18 protein-coding genes and 1 tRNA gene are annotated in these 25,361 nt (G+C 55.9%); 14 read left to right on the forward strand and 5 right to left on the reverse strand.

What is annotated here, in order from left to right; translation table 11 throughout:
* Nucleotides 1-2 precede the first annotated feature (2 nt).
* The 3 genes from JFT44_RS12615 (at nucleotide 3) to JFT44_RS12625 (ending at nucleotide 3,240) form a co-directional block, all read left to right on the forward strand.
* Complete coding sequence (locus JFT44_RS12615) at nucleotides 3-590, forward strand: sigma-E factor negative regulatory protein (RefSeq protein ID WP_198792369.1); 588 nt, start codon at nucleotides 3-5, stop codon at nucleotides 588-590.
* Between the two features lie 16 nt (nucleotides 591-606).
* Entirely contained in the window at nucleotides 607-1,563 is a 957-nt protein-coding gene (locus JFT44_RS12620) for a MucB/RseB C-terminal domain-containing protein (RefSeq protein WP_198830769.1), read from the forward strand.
* A 240-nt stretch (nucleotides 1,564-1,803) separates the two neighbouring features.
* On the forward strand, nucleotides 1,804-3,240 hold the full coding sequence (locus JFT44_RS12625; RefSeq protein ID WP_057958788.1) for a DegQ family serine endoprotease: 1,437 nt from the start codon (nucleotides 1,804-1,806) through the stop codon (nucleotides 3,238-3,240).
* 73 nt (nucleotides 3,241-3,313) lie between these two features.
* Here the strand turns inward: JFT44_RS12625 and JFT44_RS12630 are convergent, their stop codons facing one another.
* Nucleotides 3,314-4,747: a M48 family metalloprotease gene (locus JFT44_RS12630; RefSeq protein ID WP_029299078.1), complete on the reverse strand. Its 1,434-nt coding sequence runs from the start codon at nucleotides 4,745-4,747 to the stop codon at nucleotides 3,314-3,316.
* A gap of 95 nt (nucleotides 4,748-4,842) precedes the next feature.
* Here JFT44_RS12630 and JFT44_RS12635 point away from each other — a divergent pair, with 95 nt between their 5' ends.
* Complete coding sequence (locus tag JFT44_RS12635) at nucleotides 4,843-5,082, forward strand: sulfurtransferase TusA family protein (RefSeq protein ID WP_057441319.1); 240 nt, start codon at nucleotides 4,843-4,845, stop codon at nucleotides 5,080-5,082.
* Nucleotides 5,083-5,197: 115 nt separating this feature from the next.
* Here the strand turns inward: JFT44_RS12635 and JFT44_RS12640 are convergent, their stop codons facing one another.
* Nucleotides 5,198-5,671, reverse strand: a complete 474-nt coding sequence (locus JFT44_RS12640; RefSeq protein WP_057958790.1) for a peroxiredoxin — start codon at nucleotides 5,669-5,671, stop codon at nucleotides 5,198-5,200.
* A gap of 11 nt (nucleotides 5,672-5,682) precedes the next feature.
* Nucleotides 5,683-6,243, reverse strand: a complete 561-nt coding sequence (locus JFT44_RS12645; protein WP_029299075.1) for a glycine cleavage system protein R — start codon at nucleotides 6,241-6,243, stop codon at nucleotides 5,683-5,685.
* Between the two features lie 260 nt (nucleotides 6,244-6,503).
* On the opposite strand from JFT44_RS12645, the gene dapA reads away from it, so the two are divergent.
* The 5 genes from dapA to JFT44_RS12670 all read left to right on the forward strand — a co-directional run bounded on the left by dapA (nucleotide 6,504) and on the right by JFT44_RS12670 (nucleotide 10,193).
* Complete coding sequence (gene dapA, locus JFT44_RS12650; RefSeq protein WP_057444335.1) at nucleotides 6,504-7,382, forward strand: 4-hydroxy-tetrahydrodipicolinate synthase; 879 nt, start codon at nucleotides 6,504-6,506, stop codon at nucleotides 7,380-7,382.
* 17 nt (nucleotides 7,383-7,399) lie between these two features.
* Nucleotides 7,400-8,515 (forward strand): outer membrane protein assembly factor BamC, encoded by a 1,116-nt coding sequence (bamC, locus tag JFT44_RS12655; RefSeq protein ID WP_198830770.1) that lies wholly within the window; start codon nucleotides 7,400-7,402, stop codon nucleotides 8,513-8,515.
* Between the two features lie 4 nt (nucleotides 8,516-8,519).
* Nucleotides 8,520-9,278, forward strand: a complete 759-nt coding sequence (locus tag JFT44_RS12660) for an MBL fold metallo-hydrolase (protein WP_057958791.1) — start codon at nucleotides 8,520-8,522, stop codon at nucleotides 9,276-9,278.
* A 28-nt stretch (nucleotides 9,279-9,306) separates the two neighbouring features.
* Nucleotides 9,307-10,020, forward strand: coding sequence for a phosphoribosylaminoimidazolesuccinocarboxamide synthase (purC, locus tag JFT44_RS12665; RefSeq protein ID WP_198830771.1), 714 nt, complete (start codon nucleotides 9,307-9,309; stop codon nucleotides 10,018-10,020).
* An 83-nt stretch (nucleotides 10,021-10,103) separates the two neighbouring features.
* Nucleotides 10,104-10,193, forward strand: a tRNA-Ser gene (locus JFT44_RS12670).
* A 369-nt stretch (nucleotides 10,194-10,562) separates the two neighbouring features.
* Here the strand turns inward: JFT44_RS12670 and JFT44_RS12675 are convergent.
* Entirely contained in the window at nucleotides 10,563-11,378 is an 816-nt protein-coding gene (locus JFT44_RS12675) for a restriction endonuclease (RefSeq protein WP_169989315.1), read from the reverse strand.
* A gap of 43 nt (nucleotides 11,379-11,421) precedes the next feature.
* Nucleotides 11,422-13,041 carry an SEC-C metal-binding domain-containing protein gene (locus JFT44_RS12680; protein ID WP_169989316.1) on the reverse strand — a complete coding sequence of 540 codons (1,620 nt, stop codon included), beginning with the start codon at nucleotides 13,039-13,041 and terminating at the stop codon, nucleotides 11,422-11,424.
* A 929-nt stretch (nucleotides 13,042-13,970) separates the two neighbouring features.
* Between JFT44_RS12680 and JFT44_RS12685 the strand changes: the two genes are divergently transcribed.
* The 5 genes from JFT44_RS12685 to JFT44_RS12705 all read left to right on the forward strand — a co-directional run bounded on the left by JFT44_RS12685 (nucleotide 13,971) and on the right by JFT44_RS12705 (nucleotide 25,330).
* On the forward strand, nucleotides 13,971-15,200 hold the full coding sequence (locus JFT44_RS12685; RefSeq protein ID WP_169989317.1) for a Druantia anti-phage system protein DruA: 1,230 nt from the start codon (nucleotides 13,971-13,973) through the stop codon (nucleotides 15,198-15,200).
* Between the two features lie 259 nt (nucleotides 15,201-15,459).
* A complete protein-coding gene (locus JFT44_RS12690) occupies nucleotides 15,460-16,896 on the forward strand; it encodes a hypothetical protein (protein ID WP_198830772.1) in 1,437 nt (478 codons plus the stop codon).
* Nucleotides 16,880-18,757: a hypothetical protein gene (locus JFT44_RS12695; protein ID WP_198830773.1), complete on the forward strand. Its 1,878-nt coding sequence runs from the start codon at nucleotides 16,880-16,882 to the stop codon at nucleotides 18,755-18,757. The genes JFT44_RS12690 and JFT44_RS12695 overlap by 17 nt, the downstream gene beginning before the upstream one ends.
* 10 nt (nucleotides 18,758-18,767) lie before the next feature.
* On the forward strand, nucleotides 18,768-19,808 hold the full coding sequence (locus JFT44_RS12700; protein WP_169989320.1) for a hypothetical protein: 1,041 nt from the start codon (nucleotides 18,768-18,770) through the stop codon (nucleotides 19,806-19,808).
* Entirely contained in the window at nucleotides 19,805-25,330 is a 5,526-nt protein-coding gene (locus JFT44_RS12705) for a DEAD/DEAH box helicase (protein WP_169989321.1), read from the forward strand. Before JFT44_RS12700 ends, JFT44_RS12705 begins: the two co-directional genes overlap by 4 nt.
* The last annotated feature ends 31 nt before the right edge of the window (nucleotides 25,331-25,361 follow it).

The raw sequence follows: 25,361 nt of genomic DNA on the forward strand, positions 1-25,361 counted from the left end.
CCATGAGTCGTGATGCCCTGCAGGAATCGCTGTCCGCAGTGATGGATAACGAAGCGGATGAACTGGAACTTCGTCGAGTGCTCAATGCATTTGATGATGCCGAAACCCGTGATACCTGGTCTCGTTACCAAGTCGCTCGGGCGGTGATGCACAAAGATCTGTTAATCCCTCGTCTGGATATTGCTGCGGCCGTTTCTGCTGCGCTGGCTGATGAAGCCGTTCCGGCAAAAGCTGCTCGTGGTCCTTGGCGTAGCCTGGGTCGCCTGGCAGTCGCTGCCTCGGTGACGGTGGCCGTACTGGCTGGTGTGCGCCTGTACAACCAGGACGAGATCGCCGGTGCCGAACTGGCCCAGCAAACCCAGCAGCCGGTCATGGCCGCTCCGCAGGTCAAGGGTCCAGCTGTTCTGGCTGGCTACAAGGAAAGCTCCGACGCAACGGGTCCGATGGCCAATGGCGTGCTTCAAGGGCAATCCGGCTGGCAGGATCAGCGTCTGCCAGGCTATCTGCGCCAGCACGCTCAGGAATCGGCTGTAAAAGGCACTGAAAGCGCGCTGCCATACGCTCGCGCTGCAAGCCTGGAAAACCGCTAAACCGTTAAGGAGCCTTATGCGTGCCATACCGCTCCTTGCGCTTTTGCTCAGTGGCTGGTTTGCAGTTCCCGCCCATGCCGATGAAGCCCAAGACTGGCTGAAGCGTCTTGGGCGGGCAGAGCAGCAGCAAAGCTACCAAGGTACATTTATCTACGAGCGTAACGGTAGTTTCTCTACCCATGACATCTGGCATCTAGTCCAGAATGGTCAGGTCCGCGAACGGATATTGCAGCTCGATGGATCAGCTCAGGAAGTCGTACGTGTCGATGGGCACACTCAATGTGTCAGCGGCAGCCTGGTAGCGGGTCTTGGTAACTCCCCGGGCGGTTCCGCCCATGTGCTTGATCCGCAAAAACTCAATTCTTTTTACACGCTTGCCGCCATTGGCGAATCCCGTGTGGCTGGTCGTAAAGCGGTGATCGTCTCGTTGACGCCGCGCGACCAGCACCGCTACGGCTTTGAGATGCATCTGGATCGTGAAACCGCGCTGCCGCTCAAATCATTGTTGATCAATGACAAGGGGCAGTTGCTGGAGCGTTTCCAGTTCACTCAATTGAGTACCAAAGCCCCGGATGAGAGCGCTTTGCAGCCCGGCAGGGACTGCAAGCCATTGTCGGTCGCCAGCAGCAAGGCCGAGGACGTGGTCGCCCCCCAGGCTTGGCATCCGAGCTGGCTGCCGCCTGGCTTCCAGTTGGCCCGTAGCGCTTCGCGTAAGGACTCCCGGACCCATGTGGTGGTAAACAGCTTGATGTACGAGGATGGGTTGGCGCGTTTTTCGGTGTTCCTGGAGCCCGTCAGTGGCGAGGCTGCAACGGAGAGCCGGGTGCAACTGGGGCCAACGGTTGCCGTATCGCGCCGCATGAACACCCCTCAAGGCGAGATCATGGTGACGGTGGTCGGGGAGATCCCCCTCGGCACCGCCGAACGGATCGCGCTGTCGGTGCGCAGTGGCACGGCGCCCGAAAAACCGTGAGCTGTTAATCCTATGCTCATCCAGATTGTTCACAGTAATGCGGGAAGTGCCTGCCCTGCTGCACAGAACATGAAATGTCTGGAGAGTATTTTCACTTGCAAAATTTCCTTATGTTTTTTATAGGTCAGAACTTCTCGGTTCTGGCCTTGTGTTGTTCACGCAATGTTGACGTCGGTAGTAGTAGTCTCCGGCGTTTAAAGAACCTTGTCGCCCAACCCTGCTCGTCGTAACGGGAGCTGTATGTCGATACCACGTTTGAAGTCTTACCTTTCCATAGTCGCCACGGTGCTGGTGCTGGGTCAGGCCGTTACCGCGCAAGCGGCGGAACTGCCTGACTTCACCCAGTTGGTAGAGCAAGCCTCGCCTGCCGTGGTGAACATCAGTACCACGCAGAAGCTGCCGGAGCGTAAAGTCTCGAACCAGCAGATGCCTGACCTTGAAGGCCTGCCGCCGATGCTGCGGGAGTTCTTCGAGCGCGGTATGCCTCAGCCGCGTTCACCCCGTGGCGGCGGTGGCGGTCAGCGTGAAGCCCAGTCCCTGGGGTCGGGTTTTATCATTTCGCCTGATGGCTACATCCTCACCAATAACCATGTGATCGCCGACGCCGACGAAATCCTCGTGCGCCTGGCAGATCGCAGTGAGCTCAAGGCCAAGCTGGTCGGCACCGATCCACGCTCCGACGTGGCTTTGCTGAAGATCGAAGGCAAGGACCTGCCCGTGCTGAAACTGGGTAAGTCCCAGGATCTGAAAGCCGGGCAATGGGTGGTGGCCATCGGTTCGCCGTTTGGCTTTGACCACACCGTGACCCAGGGCATCGTCAGTGCCATTGGTCGTAGCCTGCCGAACGAGAACTACGTGCCGTTCATCCAGACCGACGTGCCGATCAACCCGGGTAACTCCGGTGGTCCGCTGTTCAACCTGGCGGGCGAAGTGGTGGGGATCAACTCGCAGATCTACACCCGTTCCGGCGGTTTCATGGGCGTCTCCTTCGCCATCCCGATTGATGTGGCCATGGATGTTTCCAACCAGCTCAAAGCCGGTGGCAAGGTCAGCCGTGGCTGGTTGGGCGTAGTGATCCAGGAAGTGAATAAAGACCTGGCCGAGTCCTTTGGCCTGGACAAACCTGCTGGCGCCCTGGTCGCGCAGATTCAGGACGACGGCCCGGCGGCCAAAGGCGGCTTGCAGGTTGGCGATGTGATCCTGACCATGAACGGCCAGCCGATTGTCATGTCGGCCGACCTGCCGCACCTGGTCGGCGCACTCAAGGCGGGCAGCAAGGCCAAGCTGGAAGTGATCCGCGAAGGCAAGCGCCAGAACGTCGAGCTGACCGTGGGCGCGATCCCTGAAGAAGGTCAGGAGCTTGGCGCGCTGGGCGGTAAATCGGGTGCCGAGCGCAGCAGCAATCGCCTGGGCATCGCCGTGGTCGAGTTGACTGACGAGCAGAAGAAGAGCTTCGACCTCAAGAGTGGCGTGGTGATCAAGGAGGTCCAGGACGGCCCGGCCGCCCTGATCGGCCTGCAACCGGGTGATGTGATCACCCACTTGAACAACCAGGCGATCAACTCCACCAAGGAATTCACCGACATCGCCAAGGCGCTGCCGAAGAATCGCTCGGTGTCGATGCGCGTCCTGCGTCAAGGGCGTGCCAGCTTCATCACCTTCAAGCTGGCCGAGTAAGCCGCTAGCCGTAGGTCAATAAAAAGCCCCGCTCTCGATAGTCGAGAGCGGGGCTTTTTTGTGGGCGCTGGATTTAGCTCATCATGCCTTTGACGATGCGTTCCTGTTCGATCAACTCACGCTGGCGCGCATCAATGCGTGACGACAGCGGGAAGTTGCTGCCGGCCCGGCGCTTGGCAAAGTCCAGTTGCTGGATGGCCTGCTGGAAGTCGCCGACCAGCGCGAAGTACTCGGCGCGGGCTTGATGCAGGCCAATGATATTGCCGGACAGGCCGCGGGTCTCGGCCACCTGGTACCACACGTCCGGATCGTCGGAGCGCGATTTGAGCAGGCCTTCCAGGGCTTTTTCCGCGTCGGCGGTGCGGTTCTGCTTGAGCAGCAGGTCCACGCGCACCTGGTTCAGCGGGTAGTTGCTGGGGTACTGGGCCAGCATGCGGTCGGTACGTTGCTGCGCATCGGGCATGCGATTGTTGGTGATATCCAGCTCAATCTGCGCCAGGTTGTAGGTGATGTCGTTGGGTGCCTTGGCCAGCAAAGGCTTGAGGGTCTCGCGCGCCTCGTTGAGCTGGGTGCCTTTGATCTGGGCGATGGCCAATCCATAACGTGCTACATCGCTTTTCGGGTTCTCATCCAGTTGCGCACGGAAGCGTTTGGCGGCCAGCCCGGGCGTGTCTTCGTAATACAGCTGAACTCGGGCGCGAATCAGTTGATAGCGCAGGCTGTCTTCGGTGCCGCCGGTCTTGGCCTGTTCGGCGCGGTTGCGCGTATCGGCGATCCGCGATTCGGTGACCGGGTGCGTCAGCAGGAATTCCGGAGGTTTGGCATCGAAGCGGTACTGGCGCATCAAGCGTTCGAACATGGTCGGCATCGAGCGCGGGTCGTAACCGGCCTTGACCATGTTGAGGATGCCGATGCGGTCGGCCTCTTGTTCATTCTGCCGCGAGAAGCGCCGCTGCTCCTGAATCGCTGCAGCCTGGCTGCCGGCAATCGCGGCAATCCCGGCGTCACCGGCACCGGCGGCGGCCGCGATAATCCCGCCGAGCAGCGCGGCCATCATCGGGATCTGCATCCGTTGTTGGGCTTCCACGCCTCGGGCGAAGTGGCGCTGGGACAAGTGCGCCAATTCGTGGGCCATCACCGAGGCGTATTCGCCTTCGGTCTGGGCATTGAGAAACAGGCCGCCGTTGACCCCGACAATCCCACCCGGCGCGGCAAACGCGTTGAGTTGCGGGCTGTTGATCAGGATGAACTCCAGGCGCCGGTCATTGACCTGGCTGGTCTCTACCAGCTTGTAGACGCTGGTCTCGACGTAATCCTTGAGCTGCGGGTCATTGAGGACCGAGACCTGGCCGCGCAGGAACGCCAGCCATGCCCGGCCCAGTTGGTGTTCCTGTTGTGGCGAGACAATGGCAGAACTGGCGTCGCCAAGTGACGGCAGGTCGTCGGCGAAGCCTGGAGAGGCAAGCAGGCAAGCCAGCGTCAGCAGGGTAGGGCGCAAAAAAGTCATGCACAAAGCCTTTCGACAAAGACCTTACTGTAGCCGGACACTGAGCCTGGGACCAGATATTCTAAGCATCCCCTGATGCCATCCGGAGCAAAACCATGACCGCTGCTGTAAACCACGACGCTGAGCTCGATGCCAGTGGCCTCAATTGCCCGTTGCCACTGCTCAAGGCCAAGATGGAGCTCAATCGGCTGGCCAGTGGTGCGGTGCTCAAGGTGATTGCCACGGATGCCGGGTCGCAGCGGGACTTCCGCACGTTTGCCAAGCTGGCGGGGCATGTGCTGTTGCACGAAGAGGCCGATAACGGCGTCTATCGCTACTGGTTGCGCAAGGCCTGAGCCTGCGGGGAGGGGGCGGATCCGGCCCCCACACTGGCCGGGTTGTCTTGCCTGGCACCGATCCAATGTGGGTGCTGGCTTGCCTGCGATAGCTATCTAACTGCCACTCGCCGCATCAAGCCTTGTGCAGTGCCTGTGCCGCGGCCAATACCGCCTCCACATGCCCCGGCACTTTCACGCCGCGCCATTCCTGGCGCAGCACGCCTTCCTTGTCGATCAGGAAGGTGCTGCGATCAACGCCCAGGTATTCCTTGCCGTATAGCTTCTTCAGCTTGATCACATCAAACAGCTGGCAAACCGCCTCATCCTTGTCGCTGATCAGCTCGAAGGGGAAGGCTTGCTTGGCCTTGAAGTTTTCGTGGGACTTCAGGCTGTCCCGGGACACCCCAAACACCTCGGTGTTGGCAGCCTGGAAGGCAGCATGCTGGTCGCGGAACCCCTGGCCTTCAGTGGTGCAGCCCGGGGTGCTGTCCTTCGGGTAGAAATACAGGACCACTTGCTTGCCCTTGAGCCCGGCGAGGCTGAACGTCTGCCCGCTGGTCGCCTGGGCTTCGAAATCGGCGACTGGTGTGTCGATGACTACCGCCATGAAAAACCTCCTTACATTGGATTCTGTGGGCGCCACGGTTCGATCAGTGCATCCAGGTTCAGCGCATCGGCGAAGTCCAGGAACTGGTCGCGCAGCCAACTGATCTGTACGCCTGCCGGCAGGGTCACGGTAAAGGTGGCGTTGAGCATGGTGCCGCCGGTCTGGGGGGCCTGATAGGTGTCGAAGGTCAGGTTTTCCAGTTCGACGTTATGGTCGATAAAGAACTGGCACAGCTCATTGACGATGTCCGAACGGTAGGCCGAACTGACGTAGGCCACATACGGCAGCGCCTGGGGACGGTTCTCCAAGGCTGCACTGCGTACTACATTGACGGTGAAGTCGTGCTTTTTGGCCAGGGTCGGCAAGCCGGCTTCCAGGCGCGCCAGGGCGTCCCAGCTCCCGGAAATCTGCAGGACCAGCGCGCTGCACTCGCCATGGCGAGTCAGGCGTGAAGTCACAACGGCGCAGCGATTTTCATGGCTGGCGCGGCACAGGACGTTAGTCAGCTCCATGGGGTTGGCGCCAAGGGCACTGATAACAAGGAATTGTTCGCGGACTGTGGGGGTGGACATGCAGCATTCCTAAAGCGATGAGCGGTCGATACGAGCGTGCGGTACCGATCAAAGGATCAAGGGTAGCGAAAAGCGCCGCCAAGGGCTAGGACGTGGCGTTTTCATTGCATATTCAGCGGCATCTGGCCGTGCTTTGGCCCAATGATGGCGTTGCTGGCAACTAAGTTGATCCAGAACGCGTCCTCAGAGGGTACTTCGCTTGTGCAAGCATCTTGGCGCCAGTACCATTACGGCTCTCTTTTTCCGGCAGGAGCGGTTGCATGATTGCGGGCAGTATGGTGGCACTGGTCACACCCATGGATGCACAAGGTAATCTCGACTGGGACAGCCTGGGCAAACTGGTGGACTTTCACCTGCAAGAAGGCACCAACGCCATTGTGGCCGTCGGCACCACAGGTGAATCGGCCACGCTTGATGTGGAAGAACACATCAAGGTGATCGAGTTTGTGGTCAAGCGCGTGGCAGGGCGTATTACGGTGATAGCCGGTACGGGCGCCAACTCGACGCGCGAAGCGATCGAACTGACCAAGAACGCCAAGAAAGCCGGTGCGGATGCCTGCCTGCTGGTGACGCCGTACTACAACAAGCCGACCCAGGAAGGCTTGTACCAGCACTTCAAGACCATCGCCGAAGCCGTCGACATTCCGCAGATCCTGTACAACGTGCCAGGTCGCACAGCGTGCGACATGCAGGCCGCGACCGTGATCCGCCTGTCCACCGTGCCGAACATCATCGGTATCAAGGAAGCCACCGGCGACCTGCAACGCGCCAAGGACATCCTGGCCGGTGTGAGCAGCGACTTCCTGCTGTACTCCGGTGACGACGCCACGGCTGTTGAACTGATGCTGCTGGGTGGCAAGGGCAACATCTCGGTGACCGCCAATGTGGCCCCGCGTGCCATGAGCGAACTGTGTGCCGCTGCAATCGCCGGTGATGCCGTCAAGGCCCGGGCGATTCATGAGCAACTGATGCCGCTCAACAAAACCCTGTTTATCGAATCCAATCCAATCCCCGTGAAATGGGCGCTGCATGAGATGGGCCTGATGCCGGACGGTATCCGTCTGCCGCTCACCCCCCTCAGCCCCGCCTGTCACGAACCGCTGCGACAGGCCCTGCGCCAGTCCGGCGTCCTGGTTTAATTGAGGAAGCACTACGCATGAAGCGATTGGCCGGACTTTCCGCACTTGCCTTGATTATCTCCAGCACCAGTGGCTGCGGTTGGATCTGGGGCCCGGAAGGCTACTTCCGTGACCGCGGCAGCGATTACCTGGAAGCACAACAAACCGCACCGATGCAATTGCCGCCGGACGTCAATGTCGCCAAGCGCCTTGACCCGCTGTTGCCGATCCCGCGCAGCGTGGCCGACGACACCGTCAAGGGCGAGTACGAAGTGCCGCGTCCACAGCCGATTTCGGCCATGGCCGATGCCAGCGACTACAGCCTGCAGAAAAGCGGCGACTCGCGCTGGATCATGGCTCAGCGCCCACCTGCCGAAGTCTGGCCGGTGGCGGTGCAGTTCTTCCAGGACAATGGCTTCCGTATCGACGAACAACGCCCGCAAACCGGTGAGTTCACCACCGCGTGGCAGCAGTCGAACGAACTGTCGGCCAATATGGCCAAGCGCCTGCAGGCCGGTGGTGTTGCCGCTGATGGCGAAAGCCGGATCCGCGTACGCATCGAGCCAGGCGTGCAGCGCAATACCAGTGAAGTCTACGTGGTCAGCGCCGCGCGTCCTGCCGGCAGCACCGCCAACGTCGAGTTCACCAACCGTTCGGTCAACAGCGGTGTCGATGCTGCGCTGGTCGACGAGATGCTTGCCAGCATGAGCCGCATCTCCGAGAAGGGTGGTTCCGTATCCCTGCTCGCTGCCCGTGATTACGACACACCTAGCCGTGTCAGCCTCACCGAAGACGGCAGCGGCAACGTCGTGCTCAACCTGGGTGAAGACCTGGATCGTGCCTGGGCCAGCGTCGGCCGTGCCCTGGAGCAAGGCCCATGGCGCGTCGAAGACATCAACCGCAGCCTGGGCCTGTACTACATCAACGTGGCTGAAAAGGCCGAGAAGAAAGACGAAGAGCGTGGTTTCTTCAGCAAGTTGTTCGGCAGCGAGCCGACCAAGGAAGAGATCGAGACCCGCGCCGAGCGTTATCAAGTGCGCTTGAGCAAGGTTGGCGACAACGTGCAAGTCACCGTCGAGAAGAACATCAACACCGTGGCGCCAGCAGAAACGGCGCGCAAAGTGTTGGGCGTGATTCAGGACAACCTGGGCTGATCTGATGCGTTTTGCTGTTCTCGGCAGCGGTAGCCAAGGGAACGGCACGCTTGTAGCCCACGACGACACGTACGTCCTGGTGGATTGTGGTTTCTCCCTGCGGGAAACCGAGCGACGCCTGCTGCGCCTGGGGGTTCACCCGGCGCAGTTGAGCGCGATTCTAGTGACCCACGAACATGCCGACCACGTGCATGGCGTGGGTTTGCTGTCTCGGCGCTACAATCTTCCGGTGTACCTGAGTCGCGGCACCTTGCGCGGGATGCGCAAACCCGTTGAACCCGCAGGTTTCCTGGCTGGTGGCGAGCAACTGCAGGTGGGTGCCTTGAGCATCGATGTGATTGCCGTGGCCCACGATGCCCATGAGCCTACGCAATATGTATTCAGTGACGGCGAGCGCCGCTTCGGCCTGCTTACCGACCTGGGTTCCTACTGTGCCAAGGTGCTGGAAGGCTATCGGGACCTCGATGCATTGATGATCGAGTCCAACCATTGCCGGGACCTGCTGGCGCGCGGTCACTACCCGTACTTTCTCAAGCAGCGGGTTGGCGGCGAGTTGGGACATTTGAACAACCACCAGGCGGCGTACCTGGTGTATGAGCTGGGCTGGCAAGACCTGCAACACCTGGTCCTGGCCCACCTGAGCAGCAAGAACAACCTGCCGCAGCTTGCCCGGCAATGTTTTGTCGACACCCTCGGGTGCGACCCGGACTGGCTGCAACTGGCCGATCAAGATTCAGGGCTCGACTGGCGACATATCGCCTAGCCCACCTACTTACCAAGCGGAGCCCATCATGGAAAAACGTGAAGAACTCTACCGCGGCAAAGCCAAGTCGGTTTACAAGACCGACGACGCCAACCGCTTGATCCTGCTGTTTCGCAACGACACCTCGGCGTTCGACGGCAAGCGCATCGAACAGCTCGACCGCAAGGGCATGGTGAACAACAAGTTCAACGCCTTCATCATGCAGAAGCTCGAAGCGGCCGGCATTCCGACCCAGTTCGACAAACTGCTGGGCGACAACGAATGCCTGGTGAAAAAACTCGACATGATCCCGGTCGAGTGCGTCGTGCGTAACTACGCTGCCGGTAGCCTGGTCAAGCGCCTGGGCGTGGAAGAGGGCCTCAAGCTCAACCCTTACACGTTCGAACTGTTCCTCAAGGACGACGCCAAGGGCGACCCGTTCATCAACGAATCCCACGTCGTGGCATTCGGCTGGGGCACCGCTAAGCAACTGGCGCGCATGAAAGAGTTGTCCCTAAAGGTCAACGACGTCCTGAGCAAACTGTTCGACGACGCCGGCCTGCTGCTGGTGGACTTCAAACTGGAATTCGGCGTATTCCACGACGGCTCCATCGTCCTGGGCGACGAATTCAGCCCGGACGGCTGCCGCCTGTGGGACAAAGACACCCGCAAGAAGATGGACAAAGACCGCTTCCGCCAGGGCCTCGGTGACGTGATCGAAGCCTACGAAGAAGTCGCCAACCGTCTCGGCGTACCGCTGTAATCGACGCAAGCATCTGATAGCACGGAAAAAAATTGCTTCGGCGCTTTGCTTCCACGAAACAGACTGTTATGATGCGCGCCGTTGGAGAGATGCCAGAGTGGCCGAATGGGACGGATTCGAAATCCGTTGTACCTTCACCGGTACCTAGGGTTCGAATCCCTATCTCTCCGCCATATGTATAAAACCCTCGCAAGTCATTGATTTGCGAGGGTTTTTCGTTTCTTGATTCTGGTCATTGTACGTAGGCATAGTACGTAAAATTTTTGCCGTCTTTAGATGATTTCAGTCACACCTTTGGCTGTTGATTGCTAGTTCAGCTCCTTTTTATACATGCTTCTGGCGTATCAAACCCTCAAGCGCGTTCCTTTCGTCATTCAGGACTTGGAGCGACTGAATAGCCGCTTATAACGTTACAGGATGAGTCATCAGTCTGGTCCGGTGATCAGAGCGTCTCTATGATTGGGCAAGTCCAAGCCGTTACACGAACCGAATCAGAGAATCCCACACAAGCCGACCATTGCAGTCGGCTTTTTGCTGTCAGGTTAGTGGTGAAAGGTGTAGTCAATTGCCATCGTGTTGAAATCCTCAAGAACGGCTTTGACCAGATCCATTGCGTCAAAGCCAAGGCGGAACGTCTGGCTCGAATGCACGTAATGAACGTCAAGGCTGCGGATTTTAACTCGCTTCCCGGATGGGAGAACGATGTATGTGCTAGTCGGAGTGAGGGTGATGGCCAACGGGGTACCGACCTGTGCCTCATCGAAAGGAACGTTGCGGTCAAGCCATGTGACTGCTGGTACAGGGGAATCTTCGGCGTCTTTGAAAAGCATTTCCAGCGAGTTCACCGAGAGGGTTTTGTCGCCTGCTAGGGTGGCTATGGACTCTTCATCCTTACCATCAATTGTGAGTGCAAAATCGACGTACTCTGTCCTATTGAGGCTGCCTTCAATTTCGACCTTTTGTATGAATCCATCCCAGTCAGACCCTTGCGGATCTCGGAGCCGCTTGAGGCTTATCCCGTAGAAGTTGCATAGGTTCACCACGCCGCTCTGGAAGCCCAGAGTGGTGAGCAAGACGCCTTGGCTGTTGGGGATGTCGGTGAGCAAGCCAAGCAGGTTTCGGGCGTGGATGAGGTCGATGGTGGATTTGTAGTATTTGCACTCCACGAGTACCTGATGCTCTACACCGTCCTTGAGGTAGCGCCAATAAACGTCAATCTGGTGAGTTACGCCAGAACGCCCAGTGATCTGGACGTTGTGCAGGGCCTCAATCGTATCAACCTCATCAGTGGCTAGAATCGCTTGGTAGACCTGCTGGGCAACCTTCTCGTATTCGGTACTGTCCTTTACGTCGAGCATTGCGGTTGTCCTTTGTTGAATGGCGCTGAGCTAACGCCCGAATTCATTTCCCATGACATGCCTTGTATTTCTTCCCGGAATTACAGATGCAAAGCTCGTTTCTAGGCTGCTTGGGGTAGGGTTGGGATAAACCCAAAATTTTGAGCGGACCATCAATGTTCTTTCCAGCTTTGTAGCTATAAGCGGAATCTAAAAATAACGCTGTCCGCTCTGCCCGATTTTTGTACGGATAGCCTTGCTCGTCGTAATACGCAGAAATTATCGTTGCGCTCTGGGCGAGAGTTTTATTGCTGATGACCGTCCTCAAGGAATCGCGAACCTTTGTGATGGTTTCTTTTCCCAACGAGACAGATTCTTTGGACAAGTCTGAATTTTCGGTTTCACCCTCATAGCATTCTTGGAACATCGAAGCTGCGACGACCATGCCTTCAAGCCCCGGCTCGAATTCTAGGAGGTATTTCGCGTAGCCGACCCTTGCATGGTTCTGGATGGCTGGAACGTGCAGACACAGGTTCAGGTAGGTCTTGGCGTCTTCAATTTTGAAGGCGGTTGTGTGCCCACCTGTGATGGCAGTCGCAAGCGTGTACATAGCTTCGGGATAAAACTGTTCTGCTGACTTGGCAAGCCATTCATAAGCAAGCGCTTCGTTTGGCTCTACACCCATGCCAGTCATGTAGCAGTCTGCAAGGTAGAACTGCCCTTGTGGGTATCCAGCCTCTGCCGACCGTAAAGCACACTCGAAAGCCTTTGCGTTATCGAGAAGCGTACCCAAACCATTGGCGTGCATTTCAGACAGTTCAGCAAGCGCTGCTGGGTGGTCCAACTGAGCCGCCTCTGTGAAGTTGTAGAGCGCTTCTGGAAGATCTATATCGAAGTTGTTCGAGCCGTAACGCAGGTACATCCCAAGGCGAACCTGAGCCTCGGCATAACCCATCCCGGCTGATCGAGCGATGCAACCCTGACCCATGCCAATCATGGATTTGTCGCGCCCATTCGCGAGCGTCATTCCGTATTCGTAGAGGCTTTCACGATGGTCTTGATGCTGGGCAAGCTTGAACCACATCTGAGCTTGGTCTAGGTATGACTGGTATTCCTGACCGAAAAAACCATGTCCAGCTTTGCGAATGTCATCATCGTATTTTGCGGCTCTGCCTTGGAAATACCTACCCGCAAGGTATTGAGACTCTGCATCACCTTCGACCATCGCCTTGTAACTCATGGTTTGCAGGAAATCATCGACTGGCTCAGTGATCTCATAGGCAGGGACAGAGGCGGTCCCATGCATGAGCTGGTAGCAGTAGTCGAGCAAGCTCACACACTCTTTGATCGACGCTTTAGCGATCTTCAGATATTCCTCATCTGACAATTTGTATTCGTCAGGATGCGCACCGATATTCCCATTTTTTCTGACGATATTAAGTGAGTCAGCAACGTCAAAATTGATGAGATTTGATTTCTTCAATCGGGCAATTTTGTAGTCAAGGTCTCCCCGAACGTCGATTTCGGCTGAGGTGCAATTTATTATAATGTTGCAGATGAGCACTGCCAGCGAGCGCTGGTTTATCAATGACAGTTCAGGAAGGCTGATGAGTTGAGCCTTTGCCTTGCCGTAATATTTACCAACCTCTGCAGAAATGCTTTCTGCGAATTCGTAATCGTTCATCGCCTACGTCCTGAGAATCTGAAAGCTCATCGCCAAGGAAAAATAGTCGGTGGCTCGATGTGCTTGAAGAGACGCATGATCTCTTGCTCTTTTGCGAGCACAGCGAGTTCCTTGCCTGCATCGGGCTTCATCATCACGTAATTCGGTGGGGGATTTCGACCCTCTTTGAGGCTAATGTCTGGATCAATTATCAGTGGGATTGAAATTAGCACAACGACGGTTATGGCGCTCGCTCAAGGCGCAATTGATGCCATCAGAGCTTCCGTAGATCTATCTATCGCCGAAGCTCGATCCGCGTAGCTGAAATCGACAAAGGCAGACCCCGTAGCCTCAAACGCAGGGGGCAGGAAGATGTGTTGGCCGAACGGTTACCTCCGTTCTGCAAGTACACCCACTGACGTTAATCGCTGAGAGTTTCCTGGTCCTTGAGCCAGACCAGACGCTTGAGGTATTGCTGGGCGTCGTCCAACGTGAAGCGCGGTCGGTCTAAATTCTCCAACCGACCGATTTAGGTAGTCGAATAGGGCGCAGTTCTTCCTTGAAAGTGAAATAATGGCAAGTGGCCTTTATCAAGGGCGCGAGTGCGCTGGACCAAATCGCACCAGCGACTAGCTCGGGCTGCCACTACGGGGTGTTTAGCGTCAGTAGCCTTTCTATAAGCCCGACAGAGCTGTACGATTTGCCGGCCTAGCGAGCTACAGCTTGAACGCTTGGGGAAGTGAGATTTTGAACGCGATAACGGGCATGCTGACGCTGATCGATATGGTTGGCGAATGTGAGCTCACTAGCTGTCCATGCACGCATTGCTTTGCAACTCCACGGCCTATGTTTTGCTAAGACCACTAGCATCATCCGTGTATTAGTACCGGGAACCCGAGCCCTTTGTTTTTTAGAGCTCAATTGGAAAAGTATTGGGCAGGAAGCAGCTAATGCCAAAAGGCGATGCAATCATCATTGGGGTCAATCCCCGCGAAGCGAACCTCAAGAGAAAGCTGCGCGAACATCTGCACTCCTTAGGCTTCACCAAAACGGATGAGGGGGCTCTACGAGCCCCAGGTAATACCAAAGACGCGATCCGAATCCTTCACAGCGCCCAGAGAGAGGAGCGACTTCTCGCGAGCGAGAAATTCGTGTCGCGGGCTGGGGGAAAGCTGATGCAGTTTTTTGCATCGGGCAAAGATGTGAATCCTGAGAAAATTTCTCCGGTTTTGGAACGGGTTTCCTCAAATACTTGGCAGGGCGATTTATTCAGGCTTGCTGCCTTGTCCTGGTCGGTGCCGGTTTCAAACGGTTTCGGTAGGCGTCTGCGTTACCTGGTTTGGGATGAAAGTAACGGCAAGCTCATGGGGCTTATCGCGATCGGTGATCCTGTCTTCAATCTGGGAGTTAGAGACAAATTCATTGGCTGGGATATTCATGACAGGGGGGCTCGGCTAGTCAATCTGATGGATGCCTACGTTCTTGGGGCGATCCCACCTTACAACTCGCTTCTTGGAGGCAAGTTGGTCGCATGCCTGCTTCGTAGCCGTGATATTTACGACGATTTTGCGAAGGCCTATGGCAGCTCGACGGGGATCATCTCGCAGGCAGAAAAGAAGGCTCGCCTACTTTCCATCGTCACTACATCATCGATGGGTCGGTCCTCGGTCTATAACCGACTGAAGCTGGATGGCACTCAATATCTCAAGCCAATTGGTTATACCGGCGGCTGGGGGCATTTTCATATCCCCGATTGGTTGTTCATGGAGATGCGTGACTACCTGCGTCACATCGACCATACGTACGCCGACCAGCATGGTTATGGGCAGGGGCCCAACTGGCGCTTGAGGACAACACGTGCTGCGCTTACGGCATTAGGTTTCAAGGATGATTTGATGCGCCACGGTATTCAGCGTGAGGTCTTCATCTGTCAGCTTGCATCCAATGCAACTAAAATCTTGCAGTCTGGGAAGGGTAAGCCTGATGTCAGCGCGCTTCTGTCTGTAAGTGAAATTGCCGGCCTGGCGTTGGATCGATGGATGATCCCGCGCTCTAGGAATGTACCGGGATACCGAGGCTGGACGCCGACTGACCTGATTAATTTGTTCGGTAGTCAAGCTCAAATTCTCCGCACCGAGGCTAATCGAGAAGTGATGCTAGACAACAGTTTCGGCTGCTAGGGTCGCAAGGGGAATTGCGTTGGAATACGCCGTTAACAAACTGACGAACAAGCTAGAGTCCGCTGCTCAGTCATCGGGAATTGGTATGTTCATTTGTCCGTGCTGTAAAGCAATGGTGAATTTTCGCTCGGGTGACAAACGAAAAAAACACTTTGGCCACTGGCCCGGTTGGGGATCACCAGAGTGCGAAAACTTTATCCCGAGCCAATACGGGCAGAACTCAGAAGGTAGCGTTCTTGCCACCGTGACGAGGCGCCGGATGGCTCTGCGCCTGATGATTACCAGAGGGCAGCGCGCTGCCTGGTGGTTGGAGTTGGCGGTACCTGCATGTCGTGTGTGTGACGCCACCGTCACAATCGACGTGGGAGGAAGGCTTCAGCACTTAGATATGCGTGGTATGGCAAAGGGCTTTCGCGTGACGGCCGAATTGTCCGTCGAAAATTATCGCATCGTGTCCTATAGCGCCCATGCCGATCCTTTTTTCATGGCCAGTGTGGAGCGCGAGTGCCCGGGACTTTCACCCTCGGGAGTTGCTGTATTTTCAGCGTCGGGGCGCGAAGGAGCAACTGGATTTCCCCGAGCACAGGAGCTCAGAGGTTCGGAAACATACGCTTTTTTATGGAGTGAAAATGCCGCTCCAGTTTTTCCTGATGAGCTCGTACTCGATAAGTTTCAGAGCAGGCAGGGCTGGGGCCTGGCTCTTGCCATCATCCCGGAAAAGCCCTCTGAAGAATGCATGGAATGGCTTCACATTTTTACGGGGCTGCTCGTAAATCCACCCGCCCCCTCCATTACCCCGATATGGCCGTTTCTTACGAGAAATTCGAGCGTTAACGCTATTGAGTGCCTTGAGTCGCCTACGGTACTGCTGTCGACACAAATGATGCCCGTCGGACAGCAGGACAGGGGGCCGACAATGCAAGTGTACGGGGGAGGAGAGCGCCTTTCTGCCACTGGGATCGAAAAGTCACCAGCGTTATTTGTTTTGGCAACCGAGAAAACCCAAGACTTCCGAGTCGGAAAGGCGGACTACCCGGACATCGATAAATTTGTCTCTTGCACGCTTTCACCGAGCCGAAATCAAAAGTTGCCGGCTGTAGAGTTTGCATTTAGGGACCGGGAGTCGAAACGACACGTAGTCCCTTTGCATCAAAAAAAATGCAGGACCTTTGTCATGGCTGCCAGAGCTCAGACAATGACGCTTGAGTATCTCTCCATGCCACACGGCTGTAATGGGCGACTTATTGCTGACAAGTCCTCTCAGCGCAGTGAGATCTTACTTTTTTCCGGCGACACAGTGTCTGAACACAGCCAGCATCAGCGCCTTCTTCCACCAGAAGTGCAGACCCTTCTCATTGCGCACCTGGTCGACCCGACATGCTACGTCGACATCAACTTCGGTGGATTCGGGCGGTTGCACATTGCCGGCGATCTTTCCAGCAGACCTATCAGCGAGACCTTCGTTACCCTGGGTCCCTCGCTTCGATCCAGGCTGCTCAGCTTTATGGTTCAGTTGCAACCATGTGGCCCTATCGCCGCGGTTTCCGATGACTATGCGCTGGTTAGAACCTTCGCTAGCTTGAGACCCCATCCACAACTTATTCCGAATTACCGTACGCTGGTGAAGGACGTCCTCGCCCGCGGCTTTGAGCTCAAACAGCTAGGGGAAGGAGTCTCATATGAGCTACCAATATAGCCAGGAGGCAAGGGATCGTATCTCTGCGTTCGGACAAATTGCGATTACTGAATTCATTGAGGAGATTCCTCATGGTATTCGTAAAATTTTTTATGATCGCCAGCCGCCAATCCAGGGTTTCCGACGGGGATCGCCCCCCGAGTTCAAGGAAAAACAAAAGCGTTTGGTCGCGCACCTCATTCACACTCAGCCTGGGCAGAAAGGGGCTGCCGACTGGAACACATTTGCCTGTCTGTGGGAGGCTTGGGCAAGGAACCGATTGGGTTCAACTTTTCCCCCAAGTGACATTTCATCGGCTACACCGGACGCTGGGCCCGTTTTTTTAACCGGCCTGGCGGAGCTTTTCCCTGACGCAGCCAGGGAGAGTCTGGAACGTCTGTTGGACTTCAGTGGCTTTGCAGATAGTCCCGAAGCCCAAGTCGCACTCGGACGCTTTCGTCCAGCATCGACGCTAGCTCGTGACCTCATGATCGACGCACTTCCGGGGCGGTTGCATAAGATTGAAGGTTACTTCGAAATTGCTGAAGCCGCGGCAGAAGAGGTGGCGGAGCGAATTGATCAACTTGAGTCCGAGACGGACATTCTGGCTAAAGGCATTCGAGAAGTCGTCTTGAGTGTCGACAAAAGTCAGGGTGACGTAAAGGAACTTCGGGTTGCACTCGAGCGCGTGGCTGAGCGTGCCAGTGGACTGGAAGAGGCGGTCGATACACTTGGCGTCGCAAGGCAGGAGATCACAAAAGTAATCGCCGCCGCCGACGCACGAGCCGAACAGTTCCACCACAGTTTGGAGGCGCTTACAGAACAGGGCCGCTCGTGGGACAAAACTCAGGCGGAGGTTTCAGCGCTCAAGCAATCAATCGATGCGCTCTGTGCGCAGGAGGTCGAGTGGAACCACGCCGTCACGGCAGTAGGTCACTTGGCTGAACGGATCGATATTTTAGAAGCAGCCGTTGCAAAGGGAGGCAATGGCATGGCGACCAAACCACAGGTTCGACTTTTTGAAGTTGAGTCACCGGGGCCTATTGTAGAGATCCACTCTGTCAAAGGCGCCTGTGAGCTGATTGCATGCAACCTTCAGTCTTGCGGAGTTATGAAAGGAGCAGCAATTGCCACAGCCCGCCAGATATTAGCAGCGTTGTCTGCGGGGCAGATGGTCCAGTTCTCGGGCTCGATTTCTGATTTAGTGGCAGATGCCGTGGCAGCAGCCATTGGCGGTCAAACATTTCATGAATGGCGTGTACCGGTCGGATTAGTATCCGATGAGGCGGCGATTGATTGTCTAGAGGTGGTCTCGGAAACCTCTGGTTGTTTGCTGATGAAGGGAGCAAACCGTTCAGCTTTTGAGGTGTACGGTACCGCGATTCGAGACGTCGTTACGCGCCGCCAATTCTCACTGCCAATCTACCAACGTCTCTCGTTGATAGCCGCGTGGACACAGGGCCCTGCCACGTTCCCTGATGGCGGCACGCTCGCGGAGATCGGTCCGGTTTTTGATACGGATAATTTTTCTATGCGTGGGGTATCCGCCAAATTACCGGAGCTCAAGTTTGGCCAACTGGTGCGCAACGCTTGGAATCAGATTGACGGCCTTGACGATGATTCGCCGCGGGCACTTGTCTCTGAGCTGAAGGAACTCATAGAGGAGAGCTCGTTTGTCCCCGGCAATCTTTGGACGAGGATGGCCGACCGTGCTTACTCACGTCTGCGGACTATCCCCGGCGGGTCATCAGAAGAGGATCTGCACTCCGTGTTGACGTTGTGGGCTCTCCCATGGGCGAAGGCAACGGCCGGCCCCGTTGAGGATATCGCTCGTATCGCGGGCCGGATGTTGGCCGAATTGCAAGCCGAGGCAGAGACCTGAGGGAACGCAGATGAAGTGGCAGGCGATTTCCCGCGAAGGAGCGCAAAAAATTCTCGCGGCAAGTATTCGTTGCAGGGTAGGAGGGGAAGGGCTTCGTATCGCTGCGATAGCCGAGTGTCTGCGAGCGGCGTCGTACCTCGCTTCTGCACCAGTCGCTGGCAATGGCACTTGGGAACCCGCTGCCTCCCTTAGCTTGACCAGTATGGTCCGAAGGCGATTATCACCACTTTGGCCAGATCTTGCAGAGGATAAGGATGCTCGCCCTGGTGTGTTGTCGGTCTTGAATAGTTTGGGTGAGCTGGGTGACCTGGTCAGACTTCGAGGCGGAAGCTGGCTGACGCCATCAGCACATGCCATCAAAGCGGCCAATGACAGCGCGGTGATAATAGGCGGCGGTCCCTTAGAGACTCTCCCTCACAGCATCCAAACACAAGCCGCAGGCAGGGTGCGACTTGTCGATCTAGTCGACTGCAATGATTGGATCGACGTCTGGGATGCTCGCGAGTGGGTTGGTGCGCCCGTCGAAGGGCTTGAGGCTTGGTCTGTCCAACTGATAGCAACGATGAAGTCGCGGTTCACCGATGTGCCCAGCGATTTGGGTGAGATTGCGATTTACGATAAAGGTCGATGGGGTGCCTTGGCAGAACTGCCCAACGCGGGAGGGGTTTTTCTTTCAAAATGTCAGACAGGTCCGGTGGCTTTACATTTCATTGGGGATTATTTCCGTGGGCGCATTCGCAAAATGGCGTCTCTCGACTTTCAGGATGCTAGACGCCTCCGCTTTCATTTAGATGCTCAAGTTGGTCGGCCCATGAGAGTCAAAGCGACGACCTCTCAGGGCTTTGTAAAACTTCGATTAGAACGTCGGTTACCCCCCCAGGAAGCCAGGGTGCTTTTACTGGGCTGGCAAATACCTACGCCTGAAGGCGAGCACCCAGGCGTGACGTATCACGTTTTACCTATAGAAATGCTATCCATCGTGCGCGATGCGCTCGACGGGTTAGGCGTGATTTTGGATGAGCGCTGCGGCGCAGAAGGAGGGAACCAATGAGTGTGAAGTCTACGTTGACTGAAGCGGCAGGCGTCCATGAGACCGCGAGTAGCTTGGCTGATAGCCTAAGGCAATATATCGAGGCTCAGTATCATATTCTCGATGAAGGTCTCGTCAGGGAGCGACGCGCGCTTCTCCAAGCGAATGAAACTATTGCCCAAACCCCCTATGTAGAGTCAACGCCAGTCTACAAACTGGGAACTCCCTACGAGGACTTGCCAATACCGCAGGCTGCCTCTGACGCATTGACCAAATTGTCGGTAATGGGACTTGGCCTTTACCCTCTGCCGTATGAGCACCAATCTCAGGCGCTCACCTCATTCCTCGGCGATGAGGCTGCTGACCTGGTGGTGGCAACCGGTACGGGCTCGGGTAAAACAGAAAGCTTTTTGATGCCGGTAATTGGGAAACTGGCAGTAGAAGGCGCCGAAAGACCTGAGTCTGCTGCTTTGCCGGGTTGTAGGGCGATGTTGCTGTACCCCATGAACGCCTTGGTGAATGACCAACTCGCACGTATCCGTCGAATACTCGGTAACCCTGAGGCAGCGAAACTGCTTTTGAACGGCAGGAAAACACCGATCCGCTTCGGCAGCTATACCGGTAGGACACCATACCCGGGGCAGCGCTCCTCCACACGAGACGAGCAGTTCATCAAGCCACTCTTCGAGGAGTTTTATAAGAAAGTGGCCAAGATCCCGGCCATCCAAAAAGACCTGGCTCGTATTGGCCGCTGGCCGAGCAAAGATCTTGATGCTTTTTACGCGGATGATGCGGTAGAGACCAAAACCTACGCCTCCGGGAAGAAAATCGGCAACCAATTCGTTTCAAAAAATTGGAAGGGGCGGCTGCTAACTCAGCCTGGTGACCGTGAGCTCATGACACGGCACGAGATGCAGGTACGCTGTCCTGAACTGCTAGTGACAAACTACTCCATGCTCGAATACATGCTCATGAGACCGATTGAGCGTGGGATCTTCGAGCAGACGAGAGACTGGCTCAAAGAAGACATCCGGAACGAGTTCATACTGGTTCTGGATGAGGCGCATATGTATAGGGGGGCTGGAGGTGCTGAAGTCGCGCTTCTCATTCGCCGTCTATGTGCCCGCTTGGAAATTCCGCGAGAACGTATGCGTTGCATTCTCACCAGTGCGAGTCTTGGCGCCGGTGAAACTGCCGTCTCGGACGGTGAACGATTTGCACGCGACTTGACCGGGTTGTTGGAAAGCTCCTCCCGCAAGGTTAGAGTTATTCAGGGGACGAACGAGCAGCGTTCCTCGGTGCACACGGTTACCCGTGAACAGATTGATGCCTTGGCGGGCTTTGATCTCTACGCCTTCCAAGAGGCAGCAAATGATCTCCCTTCTGCCCAAAAAGCCGCGGCGGCGCTTGCTGGACAGCTTGGTTGGGAAGCTCCGAATGCAAGCGATCACTCATCATTTCGCGACTGGCTGTTTCGAAGCCTAACTGACTTCGGACCGTTGGAAAAGCTTATTACCTTAGTGTCAGGTAAAGCGGTCAAGCTAGGGACCTTGAGCGAAACTCTTTTTGAGGGGTGTCCTCTAGAAACAGCCGAAAAAGCTACTGACGCACTACTCGCCTTGGGGAGTCATGCACAGAGAAGCTCAGATGGTCGCGTGTTGCTTCCGACCCGTCTGCACTTATTTCATCGCGGATTGCCAGGACTCTATGCTTGCGTGGACCCAAACTGTTCGAAGCGCTTGGGTGAGCATGGCGGACCTACCATTCTTGGCCGCCTCCACACTAAACCATTGAGTAATTGCGGTTGTGAGTCCAATGGTCGGGTCTATGAGCTGTTAACCCACCGTGATTGTGGCGCCGCCTTTATCAGAGGGTATGTCAGCGCTGAAATGGATTTCGTATGGCATCAGCCAAGCGGGCCATTGTCCGAAGGTGGAACCTTGGACCTTATGCCGGTTGAAATTTTCGTAGAGCAAACTGCTCACCCGCGCAGTCGACACAAGGACATGTGGCTGCACATTTCCACCGGCATCCTTTCTGCGACATGCCCAGCGGAGGGAACCGGTTTTCGCAAAGTCCGTGTAGCAGATAAGGTCGCCGTTGGTCCTGATGTAACTTTCGATAATTGCCCGGTCTGTATCCGTAGGACCAGAAATTCCAAAGACGAACCGTCGAAGATCATGGACCATGTTACGAAGGGCGAAGCACCGTTTACCACGTTGGTTCGGACTCAAATGGCCCGTCAGGCGGCGAGTCGTGCTAACGATGCAAGACATCCCAACGGTGGTCGAAAAGTTCTCATTTTTTCCGACGGTCGCCAGAAGGCTGCTCGCCTGGCGCGAGATATTCCTCGAGATATTGAACTCGACGTTTTTCGTCAGGCTATAGCCCTGGCATGTGGGCAATTGGATGAGCAAAGGTTAGAGCCTCGACCAACACCGACGCTCTATCTCGCCTTCCTTTCCATTTTAACCGGTCACGATCTCGCTATATTTGACGGCATAGATGCAAAGAAAATTGAGGATGCGCGCAGCGTCTTTGAGCGTGACTACGACTCTGATTTGGGTCAAGCGTTGGAGGATAGATTCAACCCACAGGAGGCACCTTCACGTTATCGAATTGCTTTGCTCAAGCTCTTGTGTGGCAGCTATTACTCGCTTTCAGGTACGACCGTAGGCTTTGTGGTGCCTGCGCGAGCAAAGCTTAAAAGGCTGAAGGAGGTCCTGAGTAACGAAGGGGTTTCAGTTGGGGAGGAGGATCTACTTGCGCTTGCGGTTGGCTGGATTGATTCCATGCTTCAGGATTTCGCCTTCGACGCGACAATCGATCAGGTTTACCGCTACAAGGCCGCTGGATACTACAAGCCCGCTTGGGGTAGTAAGGGACAGTTCGACAAAGCTTTGAGAGAGGCACTCACTAGCCGTTGGGGCTGGGATACGTCCACCTATGAAGCCGTGGAAGGCGCTTTCCGCGGGCAGCTAGCCGATGAAGTCGATGGTGCGTGGTTCCTTGCTCCTAATTCTTTGCGCCTCGTGATTGATCTTTCTCACGTCTGGACTCAGTGTCCAGATTGCACTGCGCTGATGCCATTTGCGCTAGGCGGAAACATTTGTCTGTCCTGTGGGAGTGAAGGCGCTGTACCGATCGCCCCCTCGACGAGCGACTATGTCACGGCACGCAAAGGTTTCTGGCGTCTTCCAGTAAAAGAGGCGCTCGAACCGGGAGCACGCCTCTCAAACTTGAGCGTGGAGGAACATACCGCGCAACTGTCGAATCGGGACAGAAGCAAAGTCCATGCAACCACTGAGTTGTACGAATTGAGGTTCCAGGACGTTCTTGTTGGCGCCAAGGATAGGCCCATCGATGTTCTAAGTTGCACCACCACTATGGAGGTAGGCGTGGACATTGGCTCACTGGTGGCGGTCGCACTGAGAAACGTGCCCCCTCAACGCGAAAACTATCAGCAACGCGCCGGGCGGGCAGGGCGGCGAGGTTCTTCTGTCTCCACCGTGGTGACATATTCGCAGAATGGACCACACGACAGCCATTACTTCTTAAACCCGGAGCACATCGTCGCCGGTCCACCACGCACTCCTGAGGTCAAGGTCGATAACGCGAAGATTGCCCGCCGGCACGTGCATGCTTATTTGGTTCAGACTTTCTTTCATGAAGTGATGGCTGAGGGCACCAATCCTCCGGCAGAAAAAACCTCATTGCTTTTAAAGGCGCTCGGATTAACCCAGGACTTTTTTTACGGTGCCGATGATACAGGGCTCAATCTAGCGAGCTTCGAGAGCTGGGTGTCACGTCGAGTTCTCGCATCAGATGCGGATCTAAAAGCCTCGGTTTTGGCTTGGTTGCCGCCTAACTTGGACACTCGCGGTTCTACTCTTGATGAGTGGTTAGTGGAAACGGTTGAGGGCTTGCTGTCGACTCTGCACGAGCTCGCTTCAGATGTCCCGCAACCCATCGCTGCTGCTGAGATTAGTGAAGAAGAAGCCGAGGTAGATGAAAATCCCGGAGCCGGTGTTGAGCAGAAGGAACTGTTGGAGTTCCTGTTTTTCCATGGGCTTTTGCCGAGCTATGCCTTCCCTACGAGTCTCTCCAGCTTCCTGGTCGAAGAGTTGAAGAAAAACTCGAATGGCAATTGGGAGATCCGTACGCTTCAGCGTCCCCAGCAGGCAATTTCTAAAGCCCTTAGCGAATACGCACCAGGTCGGCTTATCGTAATCGACAAAAAGACCTACCGATCGGGAGGTGTTTTTGCAGATATGCCCGCCGGCGAGGTCAATCGCGCTCGTCCTCTTTTCAAAAACTCAAAAAAACATGTCCACTGCGAAGCATGTTCATTTGTACGAGATCCCAACAAACCTGGAGGTGATGGTGAAATCTGTCCGGTATGTGGTGGAGAACTTAAAGAGGAAACCATGATTTTGCCGGAGGTATTCGGTCCAGAAAATGCGCAAGATCTTCCAGAGGATGATCGTGAGCAGGACATTACTTTCGCCACCATGGCTCAATTTCCTCAACCCGTTGACCCAGAGGTGTTTACCTTCACCGAGTATGGACCTAACGCAAGCTTCACCCACGCGACCGACCGAACATTGGTGACAGTTAACCGGGGTAAGGAAGGTTCGCAGCTTGGAGGTTTTTCGGTTTGTGTCGACTGTGGGTATGCAACCGTATTCGATCAATATGCACCGCAGGCGGGAGTGCATGACCGTCCATACCGACAACTGGGTCCAAAAGGGACACCGCCGCGCTGCTCTGGCGCATTCCGGCGAGTCCTGCTGGGCCATGACTTCAGCACCGACCTACTCTTGCTGAGGCTGAAGATTGCCGAGCCATTGGTAACAAATACGGTTGAGGTAGTCGTGTTGCAGATGCTCGAAGATGCGTTGCACTCGATAGCGGAAGCGCTTCGACTTGCTGCAAGTCGGCACCGGCAGTTGGACCTAGACCCTGCTGAATTCGGTTCTGGTTTCCGCATTGAGCCCGCGCTTAAGGACAACGCTCGAATGCTCGACATCTTTTTGTATGACACGCTTTCTGGAGGAGCAGGGTATGCCGAAGTCGCAGCTAGGAATTTGCCTGAAATTCTAGAGTCGACCCTTGCGCTTCTGGAAGGCTGCACGTGCGAAACCTCCTGCACTGAATGCCTAAACCATTTTCACAATCAGCACCTTCAGAAAAGACTCGACCGAAAACTTGGCGCACTGCTACTCCGCTACGCAGTGTTGGGCGAGAAGCCTAGCTGCTCCTCTCCTCACGAGCAGGTAGCCACACTCTCCCAACTTCGCTCAAGCCTCGAATTGGAGGGTTTCCGTTGTACGCCAGTCGGAACACTAGAGATTCCCCTGCTGGTAGAACGGGATGGCCGGCGTGTTGCCATTGGCTGTTATCCAGGCCTCATTGGAACGTCAGAGTTTGTGCATCCTGTCAGGCACGCCGCAGATGTCAACGACAGTCTTGAGTTGAACGAGTACTTGCTCAGGTCCAACCTACCTGACGCACATCAGAGGGTACGAGCAATGTTTCAATAACTGGGTGGTCGGTTAGTTAGGCGATATTTCT

The sequence above is a fragment of the Pseudomonas sp. MF5691 genome (assembly GCF_016405645.1).
GTDB lineage: Bacteria > Pseudomonadota > Gammaproteobacteria > Pseudomonadales > Pseudomonadaceae > Aquipseudomonas > Aquipseudomonas shahriarae.